This is a genomic window from Roseateles sp., from assembly GCF_049240545.1.
In the GTDB taxonomy this organism is placed as follows: domain Bacteria; phylum Pseudomonadota; class Gammaproteobacteria; order Burkholderiales; family Burkholderiaceae_C; genus Paucibacter_A.
The window spans coordinates 1-25,951 of the sequence record NZ_JBMLSK010000371.1 but is presented as its reverse complement, the minus strand read 5'-3'; the positions used below and the strand labels follow the sequence as shown (position 1 = coordinate 25,951).

Sequence of the window (25,951 nt, the reverse complement as noted above, 5' to 3'; positions counted from 1 at the left end):
GGCGTCAGCGCAGGACTTTGGGCTCAGGCAGGTGTACCAAGCGCCCATAGTTCTGCGGCTGACGTTGTCGGCGCACCCAAGCGATGCCGGCCAGACCCAGCATCAAGAGCGCATAGCTGGCGGGCTCGGGCACGGGCTGGGCGATCAGGCTGACCGAGCCGGTGAAGCCCACCGTGCCGCCCAGCAACTGCCCCGTCACTTGGATCAGCTGCGGTGCGGGGCTCCATGAGGAGGTGCTGAACAGCCACAGATCAGCGCCGCCAAGACCTGGATAGGTCTGATCAAGCAAGGGCTTGAAGGCCTGGCCACCGAAGCTGGCGCTGCTGATGTCATAGCCGCTATTGCTCAAGAAGTTGGAGGACAGCAAGACCGTCAAGCCACCGAGCTGCATGCCGGCGAAAGGGCTCAGGTCCAAGACGAAGCTGTTGCTGCCGCTGCTGAGCGCGGTGAAGCTGCCCGACCAGGTGTCGGTGCCGTTGAAATTGAGCGTAATGGGCGTGGGCGCGACCGGGCCGGCCCAACTGAAGGCTGATGACAAGCTCAAGAGGCCGGCGGCAAGAAGAGGGCGCGACGAAGGCATGGCGGGACTCCAGAGACAGGAAGGCGGGGCAAGAAAGCAGCAGCTCTTGGCTTGATGCGTCTGACTTCATTCTGGACAGCGTGCTGCCGCCTGTCTGTGCCTGATGCGTGCCGCCTTTGTGACCGTTTGTGATCGGCAGGCGAAAAAAAGGCGCCCCGGTGGGCGCCTTCTTGACTATGAGTCAGCCGACTCAGATTTTGCGGGCCAGTTCGGCGGCCTTGCCGGTGTAGCTGCCCGGGGTCATCGCCAGCAAACGGGCTTTCTCGGCCTCGGGGATTTCCAGGCCGCTGATGAATTCGCGCACGCCCTCGGCGGTGATGGCCTTGCCGCGGGTCAGCTCCTTCAGGCGCTCATAGGGGTTGGGCAGGCCGAAGCGGCGCATCACGGTTTGGATCGGTTCGGCCAAGACTTCCCAAGCGGCGTCGAGGTCGGCGGCCAGGGCGGCTTCGTTGACTTCCAGCTTGTCCAGGCCCTTCAGCAGCGACTCATAGCCCAGCACCGCGTAGCCGATGGCGACACCCATATTGCGCAGCACGGTGGAGTCGGTCAGGTCGCGCTGCCAGCGGCTGATCGGCAGCTTCTGGCTCAGGTGGGTCAGCAGGGCGTTGGCCAGGCCGAAGTTGCCTTCGGCGTTCTCGAAGTCGATCGGGTTGACCTTGTGCGGCATGGTCGAGGAGCCGATTTCGCCGGCGATGGTGCGCTGCTTGAAATAGCCCAGCGAGACATAACCCCAAACATCGCGGGACCAGTCGATCAGAATGGTGTTGGCGCGGGTGATGGCGTCGAACAGCTCGGCCATGTAGTCGTGCGGCTCGATCTGGATGGTGTAGGGGTTGAAGGTCATGCCCAGTTGCTGCTCGATCACGCGCTGGCTGAAGGCTTCCCAGTCGAACTCGGGCCAGGCGCTCAGGTGGGCGTTGTAGTTACCGACAGCGCCGTTCATCTTGGCCAGCAGCTTGACTTCGGCGATGCGAGCGCGGGCGTTGCGCAGGCGCGCCACCACATTGGCGATTTCCTTGCCGACGGTGGTGGGGCTGGCGGTTTGGCCGTGGGTGCGGCTCAGCATCGGCGTGGCGGCCATGGCATGGGCCATCGTCGTCAGCTTGGTGATGATGCGGTCGACGGTGGGCAGCAGCACTTCGGCGCGGGCGTGGCTCAGCATCAGGCCGTGGCTGGTGTTGTTGATGTCTTCGCTGGTGCAGGCGAAGTGCACGAACTCGCCGGCCGCCTTCAGCTCGGGCTGGGCTTCAAAGCGCGACTTCAGCCAGTATTCGACCGCCTTGACGTCGTGATTGGTGGTCTTCTCGATGTCCTTGATGGCCTGGGCATCGGCCTCCGAGAAGCGCGTTACCAGACCACGCAGCAGGCCGCGTGCGGCGCCGGTGAGGGGCTTGAACTCGGCAAAGCCGGCATCCGACAGGGCGATGAACCATTCGACCTCGACCTGGACGCGGCGATGCATCAGGCCGAACTCGGACAGCAGCGGCCGCAAGGGGGCGACGCGCGAGGCGTAGCGGCCGTCCAGGGGCGAAAGGGCGCTGATCGAGGAGAGGGCGTGTTGAGTCATGGCTTGAGACGGCAAGGTGCCGCTTTGAAAGAGAGGTGGAGCAGGGCGCCCATTTTAAGCGCCGGCCATGGCAGGCTTCTTGCCTCGCTGATTCGCAGACTTGATGCGCTGAAAATCACCGCTTGTATGCCTGAGATCAGGTCTTTTGTACAGGACGAGTTGCAACAATGCCATGGCTAGAATGGTTTCAACAGAGTCGAACTCACAGCAGCAACCATGAAATTAATCGGATCACTCACCAGCCCTTACGTTCGCAAGGTGCGCATCGTGATGGCCGAAAAGAAGCTCGACTATCAGTTGATTCTCGAGGACGTTTGGAACAGCGACGCGATTCTCAAAGTGAATCCGCTGGGCAAGGTGCCTTGCTTGGTGATGGAAGGACAGGACTCGATCACCGGCGCGGTGTTCGATTCCCGTGTCATCGTTGAATATGTGGACACGCTGTCGCCCGTGGGCAAGCTGATCCCTGAGCGCGGCCGCGAACGCACCGAGGTGCGGACCTGGGAAGCGCTGGCCGATGGCGTGCTGGACGCCGCCGTCGCCGCCTTGATGGAGAACCGCTTTGCCGGGCGGACGCCCGAGCAACGCTGTGAGGCCTGGGTGCAGCGCCAGTTGGACAAGGTGGTCGGCGCCTTGGCGGCCATGAACCAAGGCCTGGGCGAAAAGCCTTGGTGCTCGGGCAATCATTTCTCCTTGGCCGACATCGCGGTCGGCTGCGCTTTGGGCTATGTGGACTTCCGCTTCCCAGCGATTCAGTGGCGTGAATCAAATCCCAATCTGGCCCGCCACTTTGAAAAGCTCAGCGCGCGCCAGAGCTTTGTGGATAGCGCGCCGCCTGCGGCCTGAGGGCCGCGTCAGAAGGCGGGACTGATTCAGGACAGCTGAAGGTCGATGGCCGAAGCGGCCTTCAACAAGTGCAGCTTTCGGTAGATCGCCGCAATCCGGCCCTCAATCTCATCCACCGCCAATTGCCAACTCAAGGCTATCTCGCTGGCCAAGAGGCCATGCGCCAGCAAGGACAGCAAGGCCTGTTCCGAGCGCTGCATTTCGCCTTGGGCAGACACCGGGCTGAGATCGTGTGCGATCGATGGTTTGTGCAGACAGCTGGCGCTGCCGCGGCTCAAGTCGAAGGCGGCGAGCGTGTCGCGGGCGATTTGCGGTGACATGCGCGCCCGGTCGGCCTGGGCTGCTGCCAGTGCGGCCGGCAAGGCTGCGGCGGGTTTCTCGGGCTCAACCCAATAGCCATGCGCACCGTTTGCCAAGGTCGGGAACAGCAGCGGGTCATCGGCGCTGGGGGTGAAGAGCAACACCTTGGGCGCCTGCCCCTCGATGCGTAGCCGGTGCAAGAGGCGGTCCACATGACCATCACTCATGCGCAGATCACAGGCCAGCACGGTCGGACGGGCCTGATGCAGGGCCGGCAAACACTCCGATGCCCGCACACTCGTGCCCGCCAGAGCCCAGCCCGCCGTCCCGAGAAGAGCGGCGCAAGACTTGGCGATGGATTGAGCGCTGCGGCGCAGCAAGAAGACGGAAGGCATGCAGATCGGTCACAGGGAACGGCCGGATTCTTGCCTCAGGGTCGGGTGAGGGCAACCCCGCGAGTCGGGGTAGTGGAGCGGGCACAATCGCAAGCCCATGCTGACGACCGAACTGCCCATCCTGTACTCCTACCGTCGCTGCCCTTATGCCATGCGGGCTCGTCTGGCCTTGCGCTATGCCGGGGTCACCGTCGAGATTCGAGAGATTCAATTGCGCGACAAGCCGGCGGCCCTGTTACAGGCCTCGCCCAAAGGCACGGTGCCGGTCCTGGTCTTGGCCAACGGCCAAGTGTTGGAGCAAAGCCTGGACATCATGGCCTGGGCCTTGGCGCAGCAGGACCCCGAGGGCTGGCGGCAGCCGCAGTTCGAGACCGAGGCGCAGGCCTGGATTGCCCGCAACGACGGCCCGTTCAAACAGCTCTTGGATCGTTACAAGTATCCTGAGCGGCATCCCGCTGCGACACAGGCCGAATGGCGCGCCGAGGCCGAGTCCTTGATGCTGGCCCCGATGGAGCAGGTCTTGCAGGAGCGGCCCTATCTGTTGAGCGAATCGCCCTCATGGGCCGATATGGCCTTGATGCCCTTTGTTCGCCAGTTCGCCCGGGTCGATTTGGCTTGGTTTGAATCAGCGCCCCATGTCGCGCTGCGCGGCTGGCTCGGTGGGCTGGAGGGCAGCGATTTGTTCCAGTCCATCATGGACAAGCAAACCGTGTGGAAACCTGACTAGTTCATACCGTGCATGCTTGCTGCACAATCCTTGCGCATTCACTCATTGAAAAGGGAGCGCCAAGATGGGCGTCAAACGCGTGTTTACCGGCTTGTGGTGGGTCCTGAGCAAGTTCTGGGCCTTCTTGGACGGCAGCCGGCGGTTCGTCTTGAATCTGCTGATGCTGGCCATTTTGGTGGCCTTGGTCTCGGCGCTGGTGTCGCGTGGGCCGGCACCCTTGAAAGACAAGACCATTCTGGTGCTGGACTTGCATGGCGGCTTGGTCGAGCAGTTTTCGGGTTCGGCGCGCGATCAGGCCATGGCGCAGTTGCGTGGCCAAGCCCAGAAGCAAACCCGCTTGCGCGATGTGCTGGCCACACTGGATGCGGCCGCCAAAGATCCCAAGATCAGCGCGGTCTTGCTGGACCTGGACGAATTCGGCGGCGCCGGCATGGCGGGCTTGCATGAGGTCTCGGCCGCCTTGGCGCGCTTCAAGACCAGCGGCAAGAAGATCGTCGTCTATGGCGACAACTTTGATCAGCGCAGCTACTTCTTGGCGGCGCAGGCCAGCGAAATCTATCTGAACCCCCTGGGCGTGGTCTTGATTGAGGGCTTTGGCCGCTATCGCAACTATTACAAGGACGCGCTGGACCGCCTGGGTGTTTCAGCCAATGTCTTGCGTGTTGGCACGTACAAGAGCTTTGCCGAGCCCTATTTCGCCAACGGGCCTTCCAAGGAATCGCTAGAAGCCGAGAGCTATCTTTACGGTGAGCTGTGGACCCGCTACACCGATGCGGTGGAAACGGCCCGCAAGCTGCCCAAGGGCAGCATTGCCGCCGGCATTGAGAAGTTGCCCGAGGCCTTGGCGGCAGTCGGCGGGGACGCGGCCAAGCTGGCGCTGAACGCCAAATTGATCGACGGCATCAAGACTCGCGACGAGGTGCGCGATTTGCTGATCGCTCAAGGGGCCAAGGATGAGACGGGCAAGAGTTTCCGGCGCGTTTCTTTGGCCGAGTACCAAGCGCATATCCAGCCGATCCTGACTCATGGCCCCGCGGTGGGCGTGGTGGTGGCGGAGGGTGAGATCGTCGACGGCAGCGCCACGCCGGGCAAGATTGGCGGCGACTCGACCGCGAAATTGATCCGCCAAGCGCGCGAGGACGAGAACATCAAGGCGGTGGTGCTGCGTGTCAATTCACCGGGCGGCAGTGCGTTTGCCTCCGAAGTGATTCGGCGCGAATTGGAGCTGACTCAAAAGGCCGGCAAGCCGGTGGTGGTGTCCATGGGTGATGTGGCGGCCTCGGGCGGCTATTGGATTTCGATGTCGTCGGATGAGGTGATCGCCGAGGCCGGCACCATCACCGGTTCGATCGGCGTCTTCGGCATGCTGCCGACCGGCGACAAGCTGCTGGAAAAACTCTCCATCCACACCGGTGGCCACACCACCACCTGGTTGGCCGGCGGTTACGACCCGCGCCGGCCTTTGGACCCGCGCATGGCCTCGGCGGTGCAGTCCGGCATCAATCACATCTATGCTGAGTTCACCGGCAAGGCCGCCAAGGCCCGCAAGAAGCCGGTGGCGGAGATCGACGCCGTGGCCCAAGGCCGAGTCTGGACCGGCGCCCAGGCCCTGGAGCGCGGCTTGGTGGACCGCTTGGGCAGTCTCGATGACGCCATCAAGTCCGCCGCCGTCAAGGCCAAGCTGGGTACCGATGCGCGCGTCAGTTATGTTGAAGGCGAAATGGGGCGCTTGGAGCGTTTGCTGTCCAGCCTGGACGAGGTGGTGGCTCCGTCGATCGCCGCCGCGATTCGCGCGGAGCTGGGCTTGACCCTACCCAAGGCAGTGCAAGAGGCGCAGGCGGAGCTGGCCTTCGTCAGCGAGATCAGCAACAGCGGCAAGCCCTTTGGGGCGGTGGTGCATTGCTTGTGCCGGGCCCCTTGAGCTAGCAAGCCTGGGCGCTGAGCGAGTTTCAGCGCCCTTCTATAATGCCGTCCATAGCGCCGATTTGTTCCGAATTGCGGGCGCTCAATAAATGCCGCTAAAGAGGGACTCCGAACAGCCGGCGTCCGCTTCTTTCCAGCGGTGCCGGTTTTGTTTTTCAGGAGGCCTTGTTCATGCCACACAGCGGTCAATTGGGTGACGTCAGTCCCCAGCGCATGGCGTTTGCGCAGCCCTTGCGTTTGCGCAGCGGCGCTGAATTGCGCGACTATGAAATGGTCTACGAGACCTATGGGCAGCTCAATGCCACGCGCAGCAATGCGGTGCTGGTCTGCCATGCGCTCAACGCCAGCCACCATGTGGCCGGCACCTATGCCGACCAAGACAAGAGCGAAGGTTGGTGGGACAACCTGATCGGGCCTGGCAAGCCCTTGGACACCGACAAGTTCTTCGTCATCGGCATCAACAACCTCGGCTCCTGCTTCGGATCGACCGGGCCGATGCACACCAACCCGGCCACCGGTCAGGTCTACGGCGCTGACTTCCCGGTGGTGACGGTGCAAGACTGGGTCGATGCGCAAGCCCGTGTGCTCGATCAACTGGGCATCACACAACTCGCGGCGGTGCTGGGCGGATCGCTGGGCGGCATGCAGGCTCTGGACTGGGCGCTGCGCTACCCCGAGCGCATGCGTCACTGCATTGCAATCGCCACCGCGCCCTGTCTGTCGGCGCAAAACATTGCCTTCAATGAGGTGGCGCGCCGTGCCATCATCACCGACCCTGACTTCCATGGCGGTCACTTCTACGCCCATGGCGTGGTGCCCAAGCGCGGCCTGCGGGTGGCGCGCATGATCGGGCACATCACCTACTTGTCCGACGATGCGATGGAGCAGAAGTTCGGCCGCGAGTTGCGCTCCACCGAACTGGGCTATTCCACCCAGGACATCGAGTTCCAGATCGAGAGTTACTTGCGCTATCAGGGCGACAAGTTCAGCGATTACTTTGATGCCAATACTTATTTGCTGATCACTCGCGCGCTCGATTACTTCGACCCGGCGCGCGAGCATGGCGGCAATCTGAGCCGGGCCTTTGCCAGCGCCCGTTGCAAGTTCTTGCTGGCCAGCTTCACGACCGACTGGCGCTTTTCGCCGGCCCGTTCGCGTGAGATCGTCAAGGCGCTGCTCGACAACAAGCTCGATGTCTCCTATGCCGAGATCGATGCGCCGCACGGGCATGACGCCTTCTTGTTGGATGACCCAAGGTATCACGGCGTTCTGCGCGCCTATTTCACCCGCATTGCGGGCGAGCAGTCAGGAGAGGCAGCATGAGCAGTGGCGTGATTCAACACATTGCGGCCCTGGTGCCCAAGGGTTCACGGGTGCTGGACCTGGGTTGCGGTACCGGCGAGTTGTTGGCCTATCTGCAAAAGCACCGGGGCTGCACCGGCTATGGCGTGGAGTTGGACGATGCCAATCTGCTCGCCTGCGCGCAACGCGGGGTGAACGTCATTCAGCTCAATCTGGAAGACGGCTTGAACATCTTTGAGGACCAGAGTTTTGACGTGGTGCTGCAACTCGAGACCTTGCAGCACTTGCGTAATACCGAGGCCATGCTGCGCGAGACTGCGCGGGTGGGCCGCACCGGCATCGTCAGCTTCCCCAATTTCGCCCATTGGCCGAACCGCTTGCAGGTGGCGCTGGGGCGCATGCCGGTGACGCGCGTGCTGCCTTACGAGTGGTACAACACGCCGAACATCCGGGTCGGTACCTTTGCCGATTTTGAGGTGCTGGCGCGCAAGAACCGGCTGCGCATCTTGGATGGCTTTGGCATCCAAGATGGACAGGTGGTGCGCAGTTTTCCGAACCTCTTGGCCAGTATGGCGGTGTTCAAGTTCGACCGCGGTTGATCCACCCAGGCCCCCGAGGCAGCGCGGTTTTTCTTTGATTCAAGGAGATCGAGATGATTGGCTACACCACCTTGGGCACCAATGATTTGCCGCGCGCGGCGGCGTTTTATGACGCCTTGTTTGAGGTCATCGGCATCAAGCGCATGATGGAGTTCGGCCGAGGCTACGCCTGGGGCGCGGGCATGGATCAGCCCGGCTTTGCCGTGATGCTGCCTTTCAACGAGCAGCCGGCAACGGTGGGCAATGGGGTCATGATTGCGTTGGCGATGGACAGCCGAGCCAAGGTCGATGCCCTGTATGCCAAGGCATTGGCGCTGGGAGCTCAGGATGAAGGTGCGCCGGGTCCGCGCGGAGAGGGCTTTTATGCGGCGTATTTCCGTGACCTGGATGGCAACAAGCTGAACGCGTTTTGCTTCGCTTGATTCGAGGGGGTCAGGCTTCTGGCCGGCCTGGCTGGTGAGCGGGGCAGGACTCACGCTGCTATGCTGAGCCGCTCGCTGCCCGGGCTCCATCGTTGGGAGCAACTTCTGCAGAGGTAAGGATGGCCGGATAACGCCCCCGACTCGTGGGTCTGCTGGGACTTCTGAGCTTGTGCCTCAGTCAGTTGGCCTGGGCCCAGCCTTGTTCTCGCGCCGTGCGTGTGCCGGTGGCCTCTGCTGGCTTCAATGTCCGTGTCATCGGGGATCGGGTGGACGGCGTCTACCCGGATTTGCTGCGCCAAATTGGCCGTGCGCTGGACTGCCAGTTTGTGTTTCCGGTGGTGCCGCGCGCTCGCGTGACCATGATGTTTTTCGAGAGTCAGGAGGCGGACCTTTTTTTGCCGGCCTCGCGCAACTCAGAGCGGGATCAAAAGGCCCAGTTTGTGCCCATGCTCAAGCTCAGTCCAACGCTGATTTCGCTGGCCAACAGGGCCGACGTGCCGACCGATGTGCGCAGCTTGCTGAGCCGCAGCACCTGGCGTGCCGCGATGGTGCGCAGCTACAGCTGGGGCGATGAGTATGAGCGGCTAATGCGACAACTGGAGGCCGAGAAGCGTGTCGACTATGTGTCCGATTTGCGCACCGTCGGCGCGATGTTGCGAGGGGGGCGGGTGGAATTCACCATCTTGCCGCCGACGCTGCTGTACTCGGCTTTGCAGGAGGGGCGCAGCGACACCGACGCGGGCGGTGATTTTCGCTTCACCGAATTGCAGGGCTTGCCGCGCTCCGAGGTGGGCGCCTATATCTCGCGCCGTTCGCTCAATGAGGTCGATCAACAGGTCTTGCGTGAGGCCCTGAGCAAGGCTGCGCGCGACGGCAGCCTACAGCGCACCTTGCAGCTTTACTACCCGCCTGAGGTCTTGCTTCACGATGCCGTCTTGCCATGACGCACCGATGTCTTCGCCGGATCAAGCCGCTTCGAAACGCCCCAGCCTGACCATGGTGTTGCCGGGCTTGCCGTGTTGCATGCTGGGCATCACCAAGACGGTGTCGTCATAAGGGGTGACAAAGACGGTGTCGCCGTCACGAGCAAAGGCGGTGCCTGCCGTGGCAATCACGTCCAGGCCGTGTACGGGGGAAAGGAAATGAAAGTCGGTGCTGAGCGCGGTGATGGCACGATCCACCCGGATGGTGTGCTGCGCTGGCGGAAGCGGCAGACGCAGATGAGCCGAGGCCCAGGTCGGGCTCACCATGCCGGTCAGTTGAAGGAAGCGCACCAGGCTGTCGATGGCGACATCGGCCGAGCTTTGCTCCCAGTGTTGGCCGCACTCGATCAGCAAGGCATTCTTGGGGCTGGCCGGGTCGCCAAAGCCGCCGCGGTCGCGCATGCGCAGGCCCGAGGGGTGGCCGGTGTCGATCAACAAATCACCCGGCATGCCAAGTTCTCGCGCGAAGGCCGCGCCCTTGTCCAACATGCCGCAAACCATCAAGGGGCGGCAAGCATCTTGCATGGAGTGGATATCGAACAGCAGATCGGCGCGGTCCACAAAGGGCTGCAACTGGCGGGCGCGCCGTAGTTCCAGTGAGTCCCTGGAGCCAAACAGTACCTCGTCGGCCCAGACGCGATTCAGATCCTCATCCACGCAGCGTGAGGCATTCGGGTTGGCCGGGTCAAAGCGCTCGAAGGCCTCGACATTGGCAAAGCTCAGAATCAACTGGCCGCAACTCGGCTGCCATGTGCGGCCCATGCCTTGCTGGAGCAGCCAGTCCAGCGCAATCGCCCCGCACAGCTCATTGCCATGCGTCAAGGCCTGCACCATCACGGTCGGTCCCGGTCGTCCCGAGTCGAACAGATGCACATAGTCGACGCCACTGAGGCTGTGGCGATAAGCGCTGATGTCCGGCGGGCTCAGTTCTATGGGCTCGCGATTTTTGGCTTGCAAGGGAGGTGTCCTCAAAGTCACTCTTTGCGGATGATGAGGCCGTCTTCGGTGCGTTCATCCGCCTTGAAGAGGCCTTCCCAGCGGTCGCCGCTGGGCCAGTGGAAGGTGCCCTGGCCGTCCTTCAGCCCGTTGACCCAGGCGCCCACATAGCGTTCACCCGATTTCCAGTGGTAGCTGCCCTGACCGTGCGGCTTGCCTTGGTGGAAGCTGCCTTCGTAGCGGTCTCCCGAGCTCATCTCCATCTTGCCGGTGCCGTGCGGCTGCCCGGCGGACACCATGCCTTCGTAGCGGTTGCCGTTGGCATAACGCAGGATGCCCTTGCCATGGGGCTTGTCTTGCACCCAGTCGCCATCGAACTGCTGGCCGTTCTTCCAGCGGTAACTGCCTTTGCCATGGGGAATGCCCTGGCTGATCTGCCCCTTGTAGACATCACCACTGGCATAGCTCATCTGTCCTTCGCCATCGGGCGTGCCGTCAATCACGCTGCCTTCGTATCGGTTGCCATTGGTGAATTGAACCTTGCCCATGCCGGTGGCCTTGTTCTGCACCCAATCGCCTTCGTAGCGTTGCCCATTGGCCCAGATGAACTCGCCCTTGCCTTGGCGGGCGCTGCGCACCAAGGCGCCGATGTAGACGTCACCGTTGGCCCACTCGACGCGGCCGGTACCGGTCACCACCTGACCCTCTTCGCGCACGAACTGACCTTTGTAATGGGTGTCGCCGGCGCGTACATCCAGATCTTGCAGGGCGCCGGCGGGCTTGCTGGCGCTGCTGGGCTGTGCCGCAGCAGGCGCTGGTGCCGCGACGGCTGGCGGCGTCGTTGCGGGCGCCGGAGTGCTTGTAGCAGCGGGTGCGGGCGAGGCCACAGCCGTGTTGCTGCTCTTGGCAATAGTGCTGGCTGTCGTGGCCGTACCCGTGGTTGCAGCGGCCGCATTCCGTCCACTGACGATGGATAGGGCGGCGGCGCCCACAGCCGCTGCGGAGACTGCGGGTGCAGCAGTGCTGGGTTTGGCGGCTTGCGCGGCTGCGGCGGGCTCCGGGACAGCGCTTGCGACCCAGGGGGTGCCGCGCTCGCGCGCCAAGGCTTGGGCATTGTTGCCGGCCAGTTCAAGCGCGGCGCCCTTGCACATGGTGCTGGTCTTGCGCCACAGGGTTTCGGCGATTTGCGACTGCTGCTGGCGCTCGGTGACCGCCAAGCCCGAGGACGCATTGCGGAACTTCTGCGTGAACTCGCGTGCGCGGTCAAACAAGGGGGCACAGAACTCGGCGTTGTGGGCGTCGATCTCGGCTTGCTCGCGACGCTTGGTGGCGATCTGCTGCTGGCTGCCGGTGCAATGCTCGGCGGCCAAATCCCACATGGTTTCGGCCTTGCCGTAGAGCGAGGCGGCATCCGGCCAGCGGCGCTCGCCAAAGGCTTGCTTGGCCAAGTCCTGCAGCGCCGCCGCGTCACGGTGCGACATCTCACATTGGGAACCGGCCGCCTGGCGCTCGGCAATCAGGCTGCGTTGCCGCTCTGCATCGCTGAGGTTCTTCTGGGCGCGTTCACGGGCACGCCCTTCACAGGCGTCCAGCGTCAGCGTCCATTGGGCGATGGCCCGGTCGAACAGCTTGGCCAGTTCGTCGACCGGCTTGTTCTGCGAGGCGGCCGTGGCGGCCCGCAGATCGGTGGACATGGCGCGCTGGGTCAGGGTGGCGCAACTGGGGGGCGGGGCGACCGGCTCGCCACTCTCGGCTCCTGAGGCTGCGGCACTGGGCATGCCCGGCATGGCGATGTCGTTGGCGGGCGTGGGGGCAGATGCCGCAGGCGTTGGCGTTGGTGCAGAAGCGACCGGGCTTGCGGGCGCGACCGAAGTCGCTGGGCTGGTTTGGGCCAGCGCGAGCCAAGGGCTCAGGGCCAGGGCGGCGCAGATCAGTTTCGGGTGCATCGTGAAAAGCCGGGTCGGGGAACGGGTCATTTCTTGCTGCCCGACTCGGTCGGGATCTCCAGCATTGCGTCAATCAGGCCGCGCGCAAAGCGCCCGCTGCCGGGGTCGGTGGGACTTTCAAAAGAGAAGGCATCCGGGGCCGAGGCCAGCGGCATGGCACCCATTTCCAAGGCCAGATCGCTGGCCTTGAAGCCGCGCAAAATGGCTTGCACCTGATCGTCGATGCCGCGGGTCTGGGCCAATTTACTCAGCGACTCCAGCCGTTCCAAGTCCAAGGCAAAGGCGTTGCCCGACAGGCTTCGTTCCAACATCTTCTGATGCAGGCTGAAACCGGCCAGCGGGTTACCGCCGAGCTTGGCCATGCGGTCAAAAGCCCATTGGTCGGCCCGGTCAAATACGGTCGCGCCGATGCGGGCCACGCCTGACAAGGAGCTTCGGTTCAAGGCCGCAGCCTGCAGGCCATTCATCACCTGTTGCTTGGTCAATTCACGGGCGGCATCGATCAGGCCTTCACGCACGCGTTGCGCCGCCAGGGCCTTGCCTTGCTCGATCAATTGTTGCTTGATGATCTCCGAGGCCACGGTCTGTGCGGCCTGCTTGGCGGCGGAGATGGCCGCTTCAGCTGCCAGTGCTGCCCCTTTCAAGCCGGTGGCCAGGGTGACCAGGTTGTAGAGCGTGCCGGCGATCTTGGTGCCGTAGTGGTAGGTCTTCATACGAACGCCGCCCTCCTCGGACAGCCCCTGCGTCCAAAGCACCGCCCACAGGGCCTCGTCCTCGGTCGGCTGGATTTGGCTGAACTCCAGCGAGTGCATGCTCAAGAGCCAGTGGTAGTCCTGCACCTCGGGTGTGTTGGGTGGGGCCAGACGGGTATAGCCGCGACACACTTCGAAGGGGGTGATCACCCGCTGCACGCCTGTGCTGAGTGTGACAAAGAAGGGTTTGCCAGCGTCCCGGCGTTCGGCCAAAAAGGCGAGCATCTTCTCGCTGTTCTCTTCCTTCAGGGCGGCCACAGACTGTAATTTTTCACCCAAGTTCAGCGGTGAAGTGGGGGCCGCCGCCACCACCGTCAGCCGTTCATCAACCTGCAGGCCGCGTACCCAAGCCACGCGGTCGTTCTCGGCCCAACCATAGCTGGTAGCCACCGCGAAAGGCAGCTCCCATTGGCGATCACATTCCGGATCCTTCAGGCTGGCGCTGCGCACGATGGCGGGCCGCAAGCTTTGTTCGCCGGCGCCGTAGTTGCGAATATTGGTCAGCAAGGTTTCGTCCACCTTGCGTCCATCATCCACGGTGTACTTCGGCGCCGCACAAGCCGCCAGCAGCAGACACAGCAACAGGGAAAGCAGCGTTTTCATCAGCGAGATGGGGGCCAAAAGCCGCAGTGTAGGGCGGCAGTATGGCGCGGGGCTGACGGCGCTGCGTCCCCGTTGCAAAAGTGAACTCATAGTCGAGCAATTTCTGACAGCGGGGCAAAGTCTGCGGGGGTTTTGCTTTGCCAGGCGCTGATGGCCTGACCCATTTCGGCGGTGTCAAAGATGGCACTTTGCAAAAGACTCATCTGTTGCAAAGAGGCGGCCACACCATGGTCGCGCGCATGGTTCAAGGCCAGCTTGCTGCCGGCGATGGCCAAGGGGGACTTGGCTGCGATCTGGTGAGCCACGGCCATCGCATGAGTCAAGAGCGCTTGCGCATCCGGCAACACCGCATTGACCAAGCCGCAACTGAGTGCGCGTTCGGCGAGCAGTCGTTCGCCGGTGTAGGCCAGCTCGCGCGCCAGGCCGGCCGGCATGATGCTCTGCAGGCGCTGCAGCACGCCCAGATCTGCCGTCATGCCGATGTTGATCTCTTGCACGCTGAAGAAAGCGTCGGCCGAGGCATAACGGATATCGCAGGCGGCAGCCAGATCCAGGGCACCGCCGATGCAGCCACCTTGTACCGCGCAGATCACCGGGAAGCGCGCCTCGTCGATGACGCTGAAGCAAGCCATCAGCTGGCGCAGCGAGTCTTGAAAGCTCAGGCGGGCCCGAGCACTGCGGGTGTCTAGCAATGCGCCTTGGCCGGCAAAGGTCTCCAAAGCCATGCCGGCACTGAAGTGCTTGCCCGTGGAAGAAATCACCAGCACCCGGGCCTCACCACTTTGGTGTAGCCCCAGCACCGCGTCTCTGAAGGCCGGAAAGAAGGCGGGCGCCATGGTGTTCAAGCGTTCCGGACGGTTCAAGATCAGATGGGCGACGCCTTGGGCATCGGTACTCAGGCTGAAAAAATCGTTCATTGAAAGGGTTCCAAAGTGCCAGAACTGCTGAGCCTAGCGCGTCTTGCCCTGTGGATCCATGGGCGTTGCGCCGCCCTGCTTGCGTACTTCTACCGACCGGGCAAGCCCTGGGCTGCGGTCGGGCTCGGTTTGCCTACACTGCGAGCATGCGTACCCTGAGATGTGATGATGGCGTGCCCTTGCACTGGCGCCAATGGAGCAAGCCCGGCCTGGAGCCCGCGCGGGGCACGGTGCTGATCGTCCATGGGCTTGGCGAGCATATGGGCCGTTATGAGGCGGTCGCCGCGCGCTTGAACAGTTGGGGCTGGCATGTGGTGGGACACGATCAGCGTGGCCACGGCGCATCGGGCGGCAGACGCGGGGATGTCAAGGATGATGAGCGGCTGCTGAAGGACTTGGCCCAGGTTATTGATGAGTTGCGTGCTGACCCGCTGCTGGGGCAGGGCCCGATGCTGCTTTTGGGCCACAGCATGGGGGGGCTGGTGGCGTCCCGCTTTGTGGCGGGAGGCTTGGCGGCCAGCAGTGGCGGGCAGTTGCCGTGTTGGTTCCGCCCTGTAGATGCCCTGGTCTTGTCTTCCCCGGCCTTGGATCCCGGCATGTCGGCGTTCAAGCGCCTGCAGTTGGCCCTGGGCGTGGCCTTGTTGCCGCATGTGGCCGTGGGCAATGGGCTACAGCCGGCTTGGATTTCACGCGATGCGGCCGTGGTGCGAGCCTATCTGGCCGACCCGCTGGTGCACAACCGCATCACCCCAACACTGGCCAAGGCCATTGTCGATGGCGGCGAATTGGTGCGCCAACATGCTGCGGACTGGGTGGTTCCGACGCTCTTGCTTTGGGCCGGCAGCGACCGCTGTGTCGCCCCGGCCGGCAGTGCTGAGTTCGCTGCTCATGCCCCATCTACCGTGGTGCAGAGCGAGTGTTTTGGCGCCTTGTTCCACGAGATCTTCAATGAGCCCGAAAAGGAGCAGGTGTTCGCCCGACTGCAGCATTGGATGGCCGCGCGCTTCGGCTGAATCTGCCTTGCTGGCCTAAACTAAAGGCTTCCCCCGCCACAAGCTGGAAGCCCACCATGAACGCTCGCGACCCCTCGCTGCCACTGCAGCCCGCCCAATCCACGGCCATCGCCGACTTTGCCTCCCAGGTTTGGGACGATGAGATCGTCCCGGCCCTGACCCAGTACATCACCATTCCGGCCAAGAGCCCGATGTTCGATGACGACTGGGCCGCCAACGGTCATATTGAGAAGGTCTTGCGCGACGCGGCGGCCTGGGTCGAGAGCAAGAAAGTCGCCGGCCTGAAGCTGGAAGTGATTCGCTTGCCCGGCCGCACCCCGGTGATCTTCTTTGAAGTGCCGGCCACCAAGGCCGACAGCACGGACACCATCGTGCTCTATGGCCATTTGGACAAGCAGCCCGAGTTCAGCGGCTGGCGCAATGATCTGGGCCCATGGACGCCTAAATACGAAGACGGCAAGCTCTACGGGCGCGGCGGCGCCGACGATGGCTACGCCGTCTATGCCTCGCTGACTGCCATCATGGCGCTGGACAAGCAAGGCATTGCCCGCCCTCGCTGCGTTGGCATCATCGAGACCTGCGAAGAGTCGGGTTCTTACGATCTACCCGCTTATCTGGACGTGCTGAAAGAGCGCCTGGGTCAGGTGTCTCTGGTGGTTTGCCTGGATTCCGGCGCTGGCGACTACAACCAGCTGTGGCTGACCACCTCGCTGCGCGGCATGGTCAGCGGCGTGCTCAAGGTGGAAGTGCTGACCGAAGGCATTCACTCCGGCGATGGCTCGGGCGTGGTGCCGTCGAGCTTCCGCATCCTGCGCCAGGTGCTGGACCGCTTGGAAGATTCCAAGACCGGCCGGCTCTTGCCCGAGAGCTTCCATTGCGAGATCCCGGGCAATCGCATTGAGCAAGCGCAGGCGACGGCTGCGATTTTGAAAGACGAGGTCTACAAGCGCCTGCCCTGGGCCTGCGGCGCCGACGGTGGCCCCGTGCTGCCGATGACGGCCGAGCCAGTGGAAGTGCTCTTGAACCGCACCTGGCGGCCGACCTTGTCGGTGACCGGTGTGGACGGCTTCCCGGCGATGAGCAATGCCGGCAATGTCTTGCGCCCCTTCACCGCCTTCAAGCTGTCCTTGCGTCTGCCGCCCTTGGTCGATGGCAATGAAGCGGCCTTGCGTCTGAAGGCCTTGCTGGAAGACAACGCGCCCTACAACGCCAAGGTGACCTTTGTGCCCGATGGACGTGCTGGGGCTTATGGCGCCACCGGCTGGAACACGCCCGACCTCTCACCCTGGTTGAGCCAGGCCTTGAACCAGGCCAGCGAGACCCATTTCGGCGCGCCAGTGGGTTATATCGGCCAGGGCGGCACCATCCCGCTGATGAGCATGCTGCAAAAAGGCTTCCCGGCCGCGCAGATGATGGTCTGCGGCGTCTTGGGCCCCAAGAGCAATGCCCATGGCCCGAACGAGTTCCTGCATGTGCCCTATGGCAAGCGTCTGACCGCCGCCGTGGCACAGGTGATGGCGGCGCACCCCTGAGCGCCTTCTAGCTCAATATGGGGCGGCCAGGTGCCGCCTTTTTTTGTGCCTAGCGCAGAGTGAAGGAGGTCTCCACCATCGAGCCCTGCAGGTCTTGCAGCAAATGGGTCAGCGGTGAGAGTTGCACATAGCGGGTGCTGACCTTGATGGCATAGGCAAAGAAGCGCGGCAGGTCTTCGGCATAGGCGGGCTTGCCGTCGCGATGCTTGAGGCGGCAGAAGATGCCCAAGATCTTCAAGTGGCGCTGCAGGCCGGTCCACTCCAGCTGCTGCCAGAACTGGCCGAAGTCTTCATTGATGGGCAGGCCGGCTTTGCGGGCCTGCTCCCAGTAGCGAATCGCCCAGTCCAGCTCCTGTTCTTCGTCCCAGGAAATGAAGGTGTCGCGCAGCAGCGAAACGAGGTCGTAGCTGATCGGGCCGGCGACCGCGTCTTGGAAGTCCAGAATGCCGGGGCTGCCGCTGGCGGGGTCGCAAACCATCAGATTGCGCGGCATGTAGTCGCGGTGCATCGCGATGCGCGGCTGTTCGAGCATGTTTTTGACCAGTACGTCGCAGCCGTGCGCCCACCATTTTTCTTGGGTCTCGGTCCAGCTGCGGCCGTACTCGCGCTGCACGCACCACTCGACAAAAATCTGCAACTCGCGCCGGATGAAGGCTTCGTCATAGATCGGCAAGCGGCCGGCATCCATCTTCAGCTGCCATTGCAGCAAGGACTGGGTGGCGGCGCGCATCAGCCGATCGGCCTCGGCAGGTGTAGCGGCTTTCAGGGCTTTCAGATAGGTCAGATCGCCCAGATCTTCCAGCAGCAAAAAGCCTTGGGCTTCGTCTGCGGCATGGACGCGCGGCGCATGCAGGCCGGCTTCAATCATCTGCCCAGCAATCTGAATAAAGGACGCACAGCTGCCGGCTGCGGGCGGCGCATCCATGATGATGAAGCTCTGGCCCTCATTGGCTTGGATGCGCAGATAGCGCCGGGCGCTGGCGTCGGCGCTGGCAATGGCCAGCGTTTCCAGGCGCAGCGCATGGCTGCTTTGCAGGCTTTGCAGCCAGGAATCAAAGCCTTGCTTGCGTTGCTCGTCGGGCCAGGAGATGGAATTCATGCGGGGCGCTTCTCGGGTCGGTGTCGAGCCCGCTGTTTGGACAAGCGGCCTCATGGATAATGGATTTTACAAACCGCAGGCTCATGGGTCGCGATCCGCTCAATACGCGGATGCATCGCTCCGCTGAGTCGATTCCAGCCCTCTCTTTGCCAGCCTCTCGCCGACGCAGTGCCGCGCCCTTTGTCTACGTTTGATCGCCACCCTTTCGCTGAGTTGTTCAGACCGACGCCGGCCCGCGTTGCGGTGTCGCGCCCGCAGATTCGTCCTTGGCTGAGTCTCTTGCTTGTTTGCGCGCCGGGCTGGGTCTTGGCGCAGGGGACGATCGATTCCCAAGGCACACAAGGGCTGAAACTGAAGCCCGCCAAGACGCTGGGCCGAGCGGCCGCGGGGGATGCCAGGCCGGCGCTGGCGCTCAGTGCTCAGCGATTGAGCTCTCGGATTGATGAGGAGATGAACGCCGAGGGTGAGGCCGAGTTGCGTTATGGCGAGTTGCTGTTGCGGGCCAAGAACTTGCGTTACGAGCAAGTCGAAGACTTGGCCACCGCGCGCGGCGATGTGGAGGTGAGTCGCGCCGGCAATGTGTTTCGGGGGCCGGAGCTGCACCTCTACCTCAAGCGCTTTGAGGGCGAGTTTCTCAATCCAAGCTATTTCTTTTCGCTCACCGGCGGTGGCGGTCAAGCGGAACGCGTCACCTTCGCCGGACCTTCCAGCATTCAGGCGATTGCCGGCACCTATAGCAGCTGCCCTGTGAGCGAAGACGCCTCACCGCGGGCCTGGGAGGTGACGGCGCGCAAGCTCGACATGGACTTTGAGGCGAATGAAGGCGTGGCCCATGGTGCCGTGCTGCATTTTTATGGTGTGCCTGTCCTGCCGGTGCCGATTCTCAGCTTTCCGCTGGGCGGACAGCGCAAGTCGGGGTGGTTGGCGCCAAACATCAGCTTTGGCAACCGAAGCGGCGTCGAGTTCGGCATGCCGTACTACTGGAACATCGCACCGCAGCGCGATGCGACGGTGACGCCTTTCATGATGTCTCGGCGAGGCGTCGGCCTGGACAGCGAGTTTCGCTACCTTGAGCCCGAACATGCGGGCAAGTTGAATCTGGCCATGCTGCCGCATGACCGTGCCACAGGGGATGCCCGTTGGGCGCTGAATCTGGATCAGCGCGGCACACTCGGCCAGAACTGGGATTACAAGCTGCGGGCCGAGCGGGTGTCTGATGATGACTACTGGAAGGACTTGCCCGACCGCATGCAAAGCCAGACCGAACGGCTGCTGGCGACCGATTTGCAGTTCAGCCGACTTCGGCAGTCGACCTGGGGTGATGCGCTGACCTATGCCCGGGTGCAGCGTTGGCAGGTCTTGCAGGAGTTGGACTCGCCGATCCAGTCGCCGTATCAACGCTCACCGCAGGTGGGGGTTCGACTGACGACCGCAGCCGATGACGCAGTTTTTGAAGGCTTCCGGCCTTGGGGTCGTAAAGCCCGATTGGAAGGCTCGGTCGAGCTGGAGTACAACCGCTTCGACCTGCCGCGCAATGCGCAGTTGCGCAATCTGCAGTTGACCGCTTTACCGACGGGCCAGCGAGCGCATGTATTGGCCCATGTCAGCGCACCGCTGGGTGGCGCGGCGTGGTGGTTGATTCCCCGTGTGGCCGTCAACTCGGCGCATTACCGGCTCGACCAAGCCCAGTTGGATGGCCGTACAAGCATGAGCCGCACCGTGCCAAGCTTCAGTCTGGATCATGGCTGGATCTTCGAGCGCAGCACCTCCTGGCTGGGGCACTCCTTGCTGCAGACCTTGGAGCCGCGTGTGCTTTACGTCAACACGCCCTACCGTTCGCAAGCCAACTTCCCCAAGTTCGACTCGGCCCCCAAGGATTTCAACTTTGATTCGATCTACACCCCGAATCAGTTTTCCGGCATCGACCGGGTTTCTGATGGCCATCAACTGACCGCCGGAGCCGTCAGCCGGTGGGTCAATCAATCGCAAGGTGATGAGGTCTTGCGCTTGGGGCTGGTGCAGCGCTATTTGTTCCGTGACCAGTTTGTCACGCCCAACGAGAAGCCCCTCACGCAGCGCTTCTCTGATTTGTTGCTGCTCGGGGCCGTTCACCTGGATCCGAAGTGGTGGTTGGATGGGGCGGTGCAGTTCAATCCGGATGAAAACCGTTCGGTTCGTACCGTCATGCGGGCGCGTTACTCACCCGGCCCCTTCCGTACCATCAGCACCGCCTACCGTTTGGCGCGCGGCCAAGCGGTGCCGAATGGCCAAGGTGTGTTGGACGGCCAAAGCGAACAGCTGGAACTGGCGTGGCAATGGCCTTTGTACGGGCAAAGCTCGGTCAAGCGTGATGCCAGCAGTTGCAGCGGCGCTTGGTATACGGCCGGACGCTTGCAGTACAGCCTGGTGGATCGAAAACTGACCGATTCGGTGCTGGGTTTCGAGTACGACTCCGGCTGCTGGATTTTGCGTTTCGGGGTCGAGCGGCTTTCCGCTGGTCGTGCCGAAACGAACAATCGTTTGATGTTGCAGATGGAACTGGTGGGCCTGTCCCAGCTGGGCTCCAATGCGCTCAATGTCTTGAGGGACAATATCCCCGGTTACCGACGCCTGAGCTCTGATCGCTCGGCAAGCCTTGAAGCTCCCTATGACTGATATGTCGATTCGATCTCTGACTCTGCTTGGCTCTTTCATCCTGCTTGGCCTGCAGGCCAGCCAGCCGGCTTGGGCGCAGCAGCGAGCCTTCGACCTGAAGCCCGGCGATTACATCGCCGTGGTCGTCAACCAAGACGTGGTTGCGGCCAGCGAGGTGGTGCAACGCACCGCCCGCCTGAAGGAAGAGGCACGTCGTCGCGGCGAAGCGATGCCCGACTCTGTGGCCTTGCACAAGCAGGCAATGGAGGCGCTGATCGAGGACCGTGTTCAGGTCACCTATGCGCGAGAGGCCGGCGGCAAGGTCGATGAGCCCGAGCTGGATCGGGTGGTGGCCAATGTGGCGGCGCAGAACAAGCTGACTCTGGAGCAGTTGCGCGAACGGCTCAAGCAAGACGGAACCGACTACCGCACCTTCCGTGAGAACCTGCGTGATCAGATGATGTCCGAGCGCGTGCGTGAGCGCGAGGTGCAGGGGCGCATTCGGATCACCGACGGTGAGATTGACAAATACCTGGAGCAGCGTCGCGAGAAGCTGAGCGGCTCGGGTCAGATGAATTTGGCGCAAATCCTGATCAAGGTTCCAGAGGGCAGCAGCGATGCGGTGCTAGCCGAGCGCCAGGCCAAGGCGGAACAGGCCTTGGCCCGCGCTGTGGCCGGAGAAGACTTCGCCAAGCTGGCGAAGGAGATTTCCGATGACAGCAGCAAAGAGCGCGGCGGCGAGTTCGGCATGCGTCCAGCCGACCGGCTGCCCGACTTGTTTGTCGAGGCGGTCAAGGGCTTGGGCAAGGGTGAGGTGAGTGCGAAGCTGCTTCGCTCAGGCGCAGGCTTTCATGTGCTGAAGGTGGTTGACCGTGAAGGCTCGGGCTCCTTGAGCACGGTGATGCAAACGCGCGCACGACATGTCCTGCTGCGTCCCTCCGCTCAGTTGACGCAGGAAGTCGCGACACGCCGCTTGGCTGAGTTCAAGCGAGCCATTGAATCTGGCCGCACCAGCTTCGAGGCAATCGCGCGTGAGAACTCGGAGGACGGCAGTGCGCCCGAGGGGGGTGATTTGGGCTGGATGTCGCCCGGAGCCTTTGTGCCCGAGTTTGAGCAGGCGATGAATATGCTGCCAGTGGGTGGTATTTCGGACCCGGTGCCTTCGCGCTTTGGCTTGCACCTGATTCAAGTGCAAGACCGCCGATCGGTTGAAATCGAAATGAAGCAGCTGCGAGAGCAGGCGCGCGCCGCCCTGCGAGAGACCAAGTACGAAGAGGCTTACCAGGAGTGGGTCAAGGAGTTGCGTGCGCGGGCCTATGTCGAAGTGCGTGAGTGGTTGGACTGAGGTCGAAGCGTGGCACAACATATTGCTCGCAAACGCTTTGGTCAGCATTTTCTGACCGATGTCCATGTGATCGAATCCATCGTCGATGCGATTGACCCCCGGGCCGGCGAGGCCGTGGTGGAAATCGGCCCGGGCCTGGGTGCGATGACCTTGCCTTTGCTCAAGCGCATCCAACCCTTCACCGTGATCGAGTTGGACCGGGACTTGGCGGCCAAACTGCGTCATCAGAGCGGCCTGGAGGTGATCGAGTCCGATGTGTTGAAGGTCGATTTTGCGGCGCTGGCTGCAGCCAAGGGCCAGCGACTGCGCGTCGTCGGCAATCTGCCTTACAACATCTCAACGCCGATTCTGTTTCATCTGCTGGGCTTTGTCGATCATGTGGTGGATCAACACTTCATGCTGCAAAAAGAGGTGGTGGATCGCATGGCGGCCTCGCCGGCGTGCAAGGACTATGGTCGTTTGACCGTGATGCTGCAGTGGCGCTATGCCATTGAATCGGTCTTGGATGTGCCACCGAGCGCCTTTGATCCGCCGCCGCGGGTGGACTCCGCCATTGTCCGTATGCAGCCCTATGCCCAGCCGCCGCAGTTGGATGCCAAGCTCTTCGGCGAAATGGTGGCGGCAGCGTTTTCGCAACGCCGCAAACTGCTGCGGCATAGCCTGGGGGTTTGGTTGTCGGCGCGGGGGTTCAGCGGCCAGTTCGACTTGCAACGGCGCGCCGAAGAGGTGCCGGTGGCGGAATATGTCAGCCTGGCGCAGGCGCTGCAAAGCTAATCCAAGCTCGCGGTCTTCGGCTCTGCTTTCTGCTGCTATCGGCTTCGAACCGACGAAAAAAAAGGAGCCCTAGGGCTCCTTTTTTATGGGTGCAACTGAGTCGCTCAGGCGGCGCTGAGCCACATGGCTGTGTCGAACGCGCTGCTCATCATCGGCATATTCATGCCGAAGTTGGCGTTGGCGGCAGCTTTGGAGTTCTTGGCGGCAGGCTTGGCTGCCACGGCGGCGGCTTCTTCGGTAGCCCGCTCCCAGGACGTAGTGTCTTGAGAGCGGGCTACTGAAAAGAATAGAAGCACCTGAACTGGATCTTCCGATCGGCCCAGTAATCGGCCGCTTCACGGAAGACGTCGAGCAGTTGTTCGCGTGCTTCGCGATCGAACTTGACGTTGTCGGGCAACTGCTCAAGAACAACGACAAATCCCGGCTGCGCGCCTGACTTGTGAACCAGATCGGTCATGCAATCGTGGAGGGCGTCCAGATTCTTGCCAAAGTGGGCCGGAAAGAGAAATGCCTGAGCAATCGCTTCCAGCACGTCCTGCTTGGACTGTGCTTCGGTCAAGTTGGCATACAAGAAATGCTGGCCGGCATCTTGGGCGGCTTGCATCAAGTCCTCTACGCGGTAGGCCCGTATGGCCTGCACGATATTGGGACGGACGGTCTGCAAAAGCATGGTCGCGATCCTCCTATATAGTCACAGAACTTTTCATCACCATCGAATCAATGTTCAACGCGTTTGAAGCTTGAATAATGATCGCTGGTGTAATAGCAAACATCAGGATTTGTAGGGGGTTTGCCTCCGCAGACCAAACGTCTAGCGCCACGGTTACGTGCGCCGGGCGTTCTGACGGTGTACTCGCGGTAGTAGCCACGTGCTTTGGCGGGAAGCAAGCGTTCGCGATTGCCAAAAACGCTGCCATCCTTGTCGTACGGAAATGGTCCTCCGTCAAGGATCAGGCGATGCGTCGATTGGGCTTCGCGGGGCAGCTTTGACAAAGCAACCGTTTCGGTTGTCGCTGACAACTGATCCGGTGCGGCTACCGATTCTTTGGCCTGCACCTGAACGCTTGCCGCCACCACCAAAACGCTGGCGATGACTGACTTACACCAAGTGGACCACATTGGTGGTCGAGAGAGCAAAGACACGGGATTACCCTGTTCCTGAAAGCGCAATGGTAACGAAATCGCCTGAAAACCTCAAGCGCTAGGCCCGGGGTGGAACGGGAATCTGGTAATTGTTTGTGTGTGCACACATTCGCAATATGTTGCGAAATCGTGTAGTTTTTGTAACCGGATCAGGTCCGGTAAGCCCTTACAAACTTTTGTAAAAAACACCCCCCGCCCGTTGCGATGCGCACTTTTTTGGTGCGCGATGCAGCGGGCTGGATGGCTGAAACTCTTTGAATTTCAGCGTGCGGCGTTGGCGTCGGCCACCGTCAGGGCGGTCATGTTGACGATGCGTCGCACGGTTGCCGAGGGTGTCAGCACATGCACCGGCTTGGCTGCGCCAAGCAGCACCGGGCCGATGGCGATGCCGCCGCCGGCCGAGGTCTTCAGCAGGTTGTAGGAAATATTGGCGGCGTCGATATTCGGCAGCACCAGCAGATTGGCCTCACCACTGAGCGTGCAGCGCGGCATGGTGATCGCGCGGCTGGCGGGGTCCAGGGCTGCATCGCCGTGCATTTCGCCGTCCACTTCCAGCCAGGGGGCTTGTTCTCGTAGCAGAGCCAGGGTCCGGCGCATCTTCAGCGCGCTGGGGTGGTCGCTGGTGCCGAAGTTGGAGTGCGAGAGCAGGGCGGCCTTGGGCTGGATGCCAAATCGCACCATTTCCTCGGCGGCCATCACGGTGATCTCGGCCAGCTGTTCGGCGGTCGGGTCGTAGTTGACGTGGGTGTCGACCAGGAAGACCTGGCGGCCCGGCAGCATCAAACCGTTCATGCAGGCATAGACCGGCACGTCTTGCGGCGTGCTGGGGCTGCCACCCAGGTGCTTGCCGATGACTTGGTCGATGTAGTGCAGATGATTGGCCGTCGTGCCCCAGGTGCCGCAGAGCATGCCGTCGACCTCGCCCTTGTGCAGCAACATGGCGCCGATCAGGGTCAGGCGGCGGCGCATTTCGATCTTGGCCACTTGCACCGTCACGCCCTTGCGCTCGGTCATCTGGTGGTAGGTTTGCCAGAAGTCGCGGTAGCGGTGATCGTTCTCGACATTGACGACGTCATAGTCGCGGCCTTCCTGCAGGCGCAGGCCAAAGCGCTCGCAGCGCTCGGCGATCACGGCCGGGCGGCCGATCAGGGTGGGGCGGGCCAGGCCCTCGTCCACCACCACTTGTACGGCACGCAGGATGCGTTCTTCTTCGCCCTCGGCGTAAGCCACGCGCTTGTTCGCAGCCCGCTTGGCCACATTGAAGATGGGCTTCATGGTGGTGCCGGAGGCGTAGACAAAGCTTTGCAGCTTCTCGCGGTAGGCGTCCATATCGGCGATCGGGCGCGAGGCCACGCCCGAAGCTTGCGCCGCTTCAGCCACCGCCGGCGCGATCTTGATCATCAGACGCGGGTCGAAGGGCTTGGGGATCAGGTACTCGGGGCCGAAGCTCAGGTTGGCGCCCGCATAGGCTGCGGCGACCACTTCGCTCTGCTCGGCCTGAGCCAGCTCGGCAATCGCGCGAACCGCGGCGATTTCCATCTCGTCATTGATGGTGGTCGCGCCGCAGTCCAGGGCGCCGCGGAAGATGTAGGGGAAGCACAGGACGTTGTTGA

At 62.5% G+C, this 25,951-nt stretch carries 23 protein-coding genes; 12 read left to right on the top strand and 11 right to left on the bottom strand.

What is annotated here, in order from left to right; genetic code table 11:
- Positions 1-4 precede the first annotated feature (4 nt).
- Both ACOVRJ_RS22175 and purB read right to left on the bottom strand, forming a co-directional pair.
- The gene (locus ACOVRJ_RS22175) at positions 5-580 is read right to left on the bottom strand and encodes an FxDxF family PEP-CTERM protein (RefSeq protein WP_422045989.1); all 576 of its coding nucleotides are present in this window, start codon (positions 578-580) and stop codon (positions 5-7) included.
- Positions 581-770: 190 nt separating this feature from the next.
- Positions 771-2,147, bottom strand: a complete 1,377-nt coding sequence (gene purB, locus ACOVRJ_RS22170) for an adenylosuccinate lyase (protein ID WP_422045988.1) — start codon at positions 2,145-2,147, stop codon at positions 771-773.
- A gap of 216 nt (positions 2,148-2,363) precedes the next feature.
- Here purB and ACOVRJ_RS22165 point away from each other — a divergent pair, with 216 nt between their 5' ends.
- Entirely contained in the window at positions 2,364-2,993 is a 630-nt protein-coding gene (locus ACOVRJ_RS22165) for a glutathione S-transferase family protein (protein ID WP_422045987.1), read from the top strand.
- Between the two features lie 26 nt (positions 2,994-3,019).
- Here ACOVRJ_RS22165 and ACOVRJ_RS22160 read toward each other — a convergent pair whose 3' ends face one another.
- On the bottom strand, positions 3,020-3,688 hold the full coding sequence (locus ACOVRJ_RS22160; protein WP_422045986.1) for a hypothetical protein: 669 nt from the start codon (positions 3,686-3,688) through the stop codon (positions 3,020-3,022).
- Between the two features lie 97 nt (positions 3,689-3,785).
- On the opposite strand from ACOVRJ_RS22160, the gene ACOVRJ_RS22155 reads away from it, so the two are divergent.
- The 6 genes from ACOVRJ_RS22155 (at position 3,786) to ACOVRJ_RS22130 (ending at position 9,605) form a co-directional block, all read left to right on the top strand.
- Entirely contained in the window at positions 3,786-4,415 is a 630-nt protein-coding gene (locus tag ACOVRJ_RS22155; protein ID WP_422045985.1) for a glutathione S-transferase, read from the top strand.
- Positions 4,416-4,479: 64 nt separating this feature from the next.
- Positions 4,480-6,336: a signal peptide peptidase SppA gene (sppA, locus tag ACOVRJ_RS22150; protein ID WP_422045984.1), complete on the top strand. Its 1,857-nt coding sequence runs from the start codon at positions 4,480-4,482 to the stop codon at positions 6,334-6,336.
- A gap of 173 nt (positions 6,337-6,509) precedes the next feature.
- On the top strand, positions 6,510-7,661 hold the full coding sequence (gene metX, locus ACOVRJ_RS22145) for a homoserine O-succinyltransferase MetX (RefSeq protein WP_422045983.1): 1,152 nt from the start codon (positions 6,510-6,512) through the stop codon (positions 7,659-7,661).
- On the top strand, positions 7,658-8,239 hold the full coding sequence (gene metW / locus ACOVRJ_RS22140) for a methionine biosynthesis protein MetW (RefSeq protein WP_422045982.1): 582 nt from the start codon (positions 7,658-7,660) through the stop codon (positions 8,237-8,239). Before metX ends, metW begins: the two co-directional genes overlap by 4 nt.
- Before the next feature lie 53 nt (positions 8,240-8,292).
- Complete coding sequence (locus ACOVRJ_RS22135) at positions 8,293-8,661, top strand: VOC family protein (protein WP_422045981.1); 369 nt, start codon at positions 8,293-8,295, stop codon at positions 8,659-8,661.
- A 167-nt stretch (positions 8,662-8,828) separates the two neighbouring features.
- Positions 8,829-9,605, top strand: a complete 777-nt coding sequence (locus tag ACOVRJ_RS22130) for a substrate-binding periplasmic protein (protein WP_422045980.1) — start codon at positions 8,829-8,831, stop codon at positions 9,603-9,605.
- A 21-nt stretch (positions 9,606-9,626) separates the two neighbouring features.
- Here ACOVRJ_RS22130 and ACOVRJ_RS22125 read toward each other — a convergent pair whose 3' ends face one another.
- The 4 genes from ACOVRJ_RS22125 to ACOVRJ_RS22110 form a co-directional block, all read right to left on the bottom strand.
- A complete protein-coding gene (locus ACOVRJ_RS22125; RefSeq protein ID WP_422045979.1) occupies positions 9,627-10,601 on the bottom strand; it encodes a succinylglutamate desuccinylase in 975 nt (324 codons plus the stop codon).
- A 17-nt stretch (positions 10,602-10,618) separates the two neighbouring features.
- A complete protein-coding gene (locus ACOVRJ_RS22120) occupies positions 10,619-12,526 on the bottom strand; it encodes a hypothetical protein (RefSeq protein ID WP_422045978.1) in 1,908 nt (635 codons plus the stop codon).
- 26 nt (positions 12,527-12,552) lie between these two features.
- Entirely contained in the window at positions 12,553-13,881 is a 1,329-nt protein-coding gene (locus ACOVRJ_RS22115; protein WP_422045977.1) for a hypothetical protein, read from the bottom strand.
- 86 nt (positions 13,882-13,967) lie between these two features.
- Entirely contained in the window at positions 13,968-14,798 is an 831-nt protein-coding gene (locus ACOVRJ_RS22110; protein ID WP_422045976.1) for an enoyl-CoA hydratase-related protein, read from the bottom strand.
- Between the two features lie 146 nt (positions 14,799-14,944).
- Between ACOVRJ_RS22110 and ACOVRJ_RS22105 the strand changes: the two genes are divergently transcribed.
- Positions 14,945-15,811, top strand: coding sequence for an alpha/beta hydrolase (locus ACOVRJ_RS22105; RefSeq protein WP_422045975.1), 867 nt, complete (start codon positions 14,945-14,947; stop codon positions 15,809-15,811).
- Between the two features lie 56 nt (positions 15,812-15,867).
- A complete protein-coding gene (locus tag ACOVRJ_RS22100; RefSeq protein ID WP_422045974.1) occupies positions 15,868-17,343 on the top strand; it encodes a M20 family metallopeptidase in 1,476 nt (491 codons plus the stop codon).
- A gap of 49 nt (positions 17,344-17,392) precedes the next feature.
- Here the strand turns inward: ACOVRJ_RS22100 and ACOVRJ_RS22095 are convergent, their stop codons facing one another.
- Complete coding sequence (locus tag ACOVRJ_RS22095; protein WP_422045973.1) at positions 17,393-18,442, bottom strand: aminoglycoside phosphotransferase family protein; 1,050 nt, start codon at positions 18,440-18,442, stop codon at positions 17,393-17,395.
- 213 nt (positions 18,443-18,655) lie between these two features.
- Here ACOVRJ_RS22095 and ACOVRJ_RS22090 point away from each other — a divergent pair, with 213 nt between their 5' ends.
- The 3 genes from ACOVRJ_RS22090 to rsmA are packed head-to-tail and all read left to right on the top strand — an operon-like array spanning position 18,656 to position 23,195.
- Complete coding sequence (locus tag ACOVRJ_RS22090) at positions 18,656-21,097, top strand: LPS-assembly protein LptD (RefSeq protein WP_422045972.1); 2,442 nt, start codon at positions 18,656-18,658, stop codon at positions 21,095-21,097.
- A 1-nt stretch (position 21,098) separates the two neighbouring features.
- Entirely contained in the window at positions 21,099-22,421 is a 1,323-nt protein-coding gene (locus ACOVRJ_RS22085; protein ID WP_422045971.1) for a peptidylprolyl isomerase, read from the top strand.
- Between the two features lie 9 nt (positions 22,422-22,430).
- Entirely contained in the window at positions 22,431-23,195 is a 765-nt protein-coding gene (rsmA, locus tag ACOVRJ_RS22080) for a 16S rRNA (adenine(1518)-N(6)/adenine(1519)-N(6))-dimethyltransferase RsmA (RefSeq protein ID WP_422045970.1), read from the top strand.
- 274 nt (positions 23,196-23,469) lie between these two features.
- Here the strand turns inward: rsmA and ACOVRJ_RS22075 are convergent, their stop codons facing one another.
- The 3 genes from ACOVRJ_RS22075 to ACOVRJ_RS22065 all read right to left on the bottom strand — a co-directional run.
- Positions 23,470-23,865, bottom strand: coding sequence for a barstar family protein (locus ACOVRJ_RS22075; protein WP_422045969.1), 396 nt, complete (start codon positions 23,863-23,865; stop codon positions 23,470-23,472).
- A gap of 47 nt (positions 23,866-23,912) precedes the next feature.
- A complete protein-coding gene (locus ACOVRJ_RS22070; protein ID WP_422046059.1) occupies positions 23,913-24,314 on the bottom strand; it encodes a ribonuclease domain-containing protein in 402 nt (133 codons plus the stop codon).
- Positions 24,315-24,599: 285 nt separating this feature from the next.
- A partial coding sequence (locus ACOVRJ_RS22065) for a phosphate acyltransferase (RefSeq protein WP_422045968.1) occupies positions 24,600-25,951 on the bottom strand: 1,352 nt, incomplete at its 5' end.

What these genes read in the sequence shown, in the direction of transcription:
- ACOVRJ_RS22095 (WP_422045973.1), bottom strand. Translation starts at nt 18,442, where the DNA reads ATGAATTCCATCTCCTGGCCCGACGAGCAACGCAAGCAAGGCTTTGAT.
- ACOVRJ_RS22115 (WP_422045977.1), bottom strand. Translation starts at nt 13,881, where the DNA reads ATGAAAACGCTGCTTTCCCTGTTGCTGTGTCTGCTGCTGGCGGCTTGT.
- metX (WP_422045983.1), top strand. Translation starts at nt 6,510, where the DNA reads ATGCCACACAGCGGTCAATTGGGTGACGTCAGTCCCCAGCGCATGGCG.
- ACOVRJ_RS22070 (WP_422046059.1), bottom strand. Translation starts at nt 24,314, where the DNA reads ATGTGGTCCACTTGGTGTAAGTCAGTCATCGCCAGCGTTTTGGTGGTG.
- ACOVRJ_RS22100 (WP_422045974.1), top strand. Translation starts at nt 15,868, where the DNA reads ATGAACGCTCGCGACCCCTCGCTGCCACTGCAGCCCGCCCAATCCACG.
- ACOVRJ_RS22075 (WP_422045969.1), bottom strand. Translation starts at nt 23,865, where the DNA reads ATGCTTTTGCAGACCGTCCGTCCCAATATCGTGCAGGCCATACGGGCC.
- ACOVRJ_RS22175 (WP_422045989.1), bottom strand. Translation starts at nt 580, where the DNA reads ATGCCTTCGTCGCGCCCTCTTCTTGCCGCCGGCCTCTTGAGCTTGTCA.
- ACOVRJ_RS22160 (WP_422045986.1), bottom strand. Translation starts at nt 3,688, where the DNA reads ATGCCTTCCGTCTTCTTGCTGCGCCGCAGCGCTCAATCCATCGCCAAG.
- metW (WP_422045982.1), top strand. Translation starts at nt 7,658, where the DNA reads ATGAGCAGTGGCGTGATTCAACACATTGCGGCCCTGGTGCCCAAGGGT.
- ACOVRJ_RS22155 (WP_422045985.1), top strand. Translation starts at nt 3,786, where the DNA reads ATGCTGACGACCGAACTGCCCATCCTGTACTCCTACCGTCGCTGCCCT.
- ACOVRJ_RS22105 (WP_422045975.1), top strand. Translation starts at nt 14,945, where the DNA reads ATGCGTACCCTGAGATGTGATGATGGCGTGCCCTTGCACTGGCGCCAA.
- sppA (WP_422045984.1), top strand. Translation starts at nt 4,480, where the DNA reads ATGGGCGTCAAACGCGTGTTTACCGGCTTGTGGTGGGTCCTGAGCAAG.
- purB (WP_422045988.1), bottom strand. Translation starts at nt 2,147, where the DNA reads ATGACTCAACACGCCCTCTCCTCGATCAGCGCCCTTTCGCCCCTGGAC.
- ACOVRJ_RS22165 (WP_422045987.1), top strand. Translation starts at nt 2,364, where the DNA reads ATGAAATTAATCGGATCACTCACCAGCCCTTACGTTCGCAAGGTGCGC.
- ACOVRJ_RS22110 (WP_422045976.1), bottom strand. Translation starts at nt 14,798, where the DNA reads ATGAACGATTTTTTCAGCCTGAGTACCGATGCCCAAGGCGTCGCCCAT.
- ACOVRJ_RS22135 (WP_422045981.1), top strand. Translation starts at nt 8,293, where the DNA reads ATGATTGGCTACACCACCTTGGGCACCAATGATTTGCCGCGCGCGGCG.
- ACOVRJ_RS22120 (WP_422045978.1), bottom strand. Translation starts at nt 12,526, where the DNA reads ATGCACCCGAAACTGATCTGCGCCGCCCTGGCCCTGAGCCCTTGGCTC.
- ACOVRJ_RS22085 (WP_422045971.1), top strand. Translation starts at nt 21,099, where the DNA reads ATGTCGATTCGATCTCTGACTCTGCTTGGCTCTTTCATCCTGCTTGGC.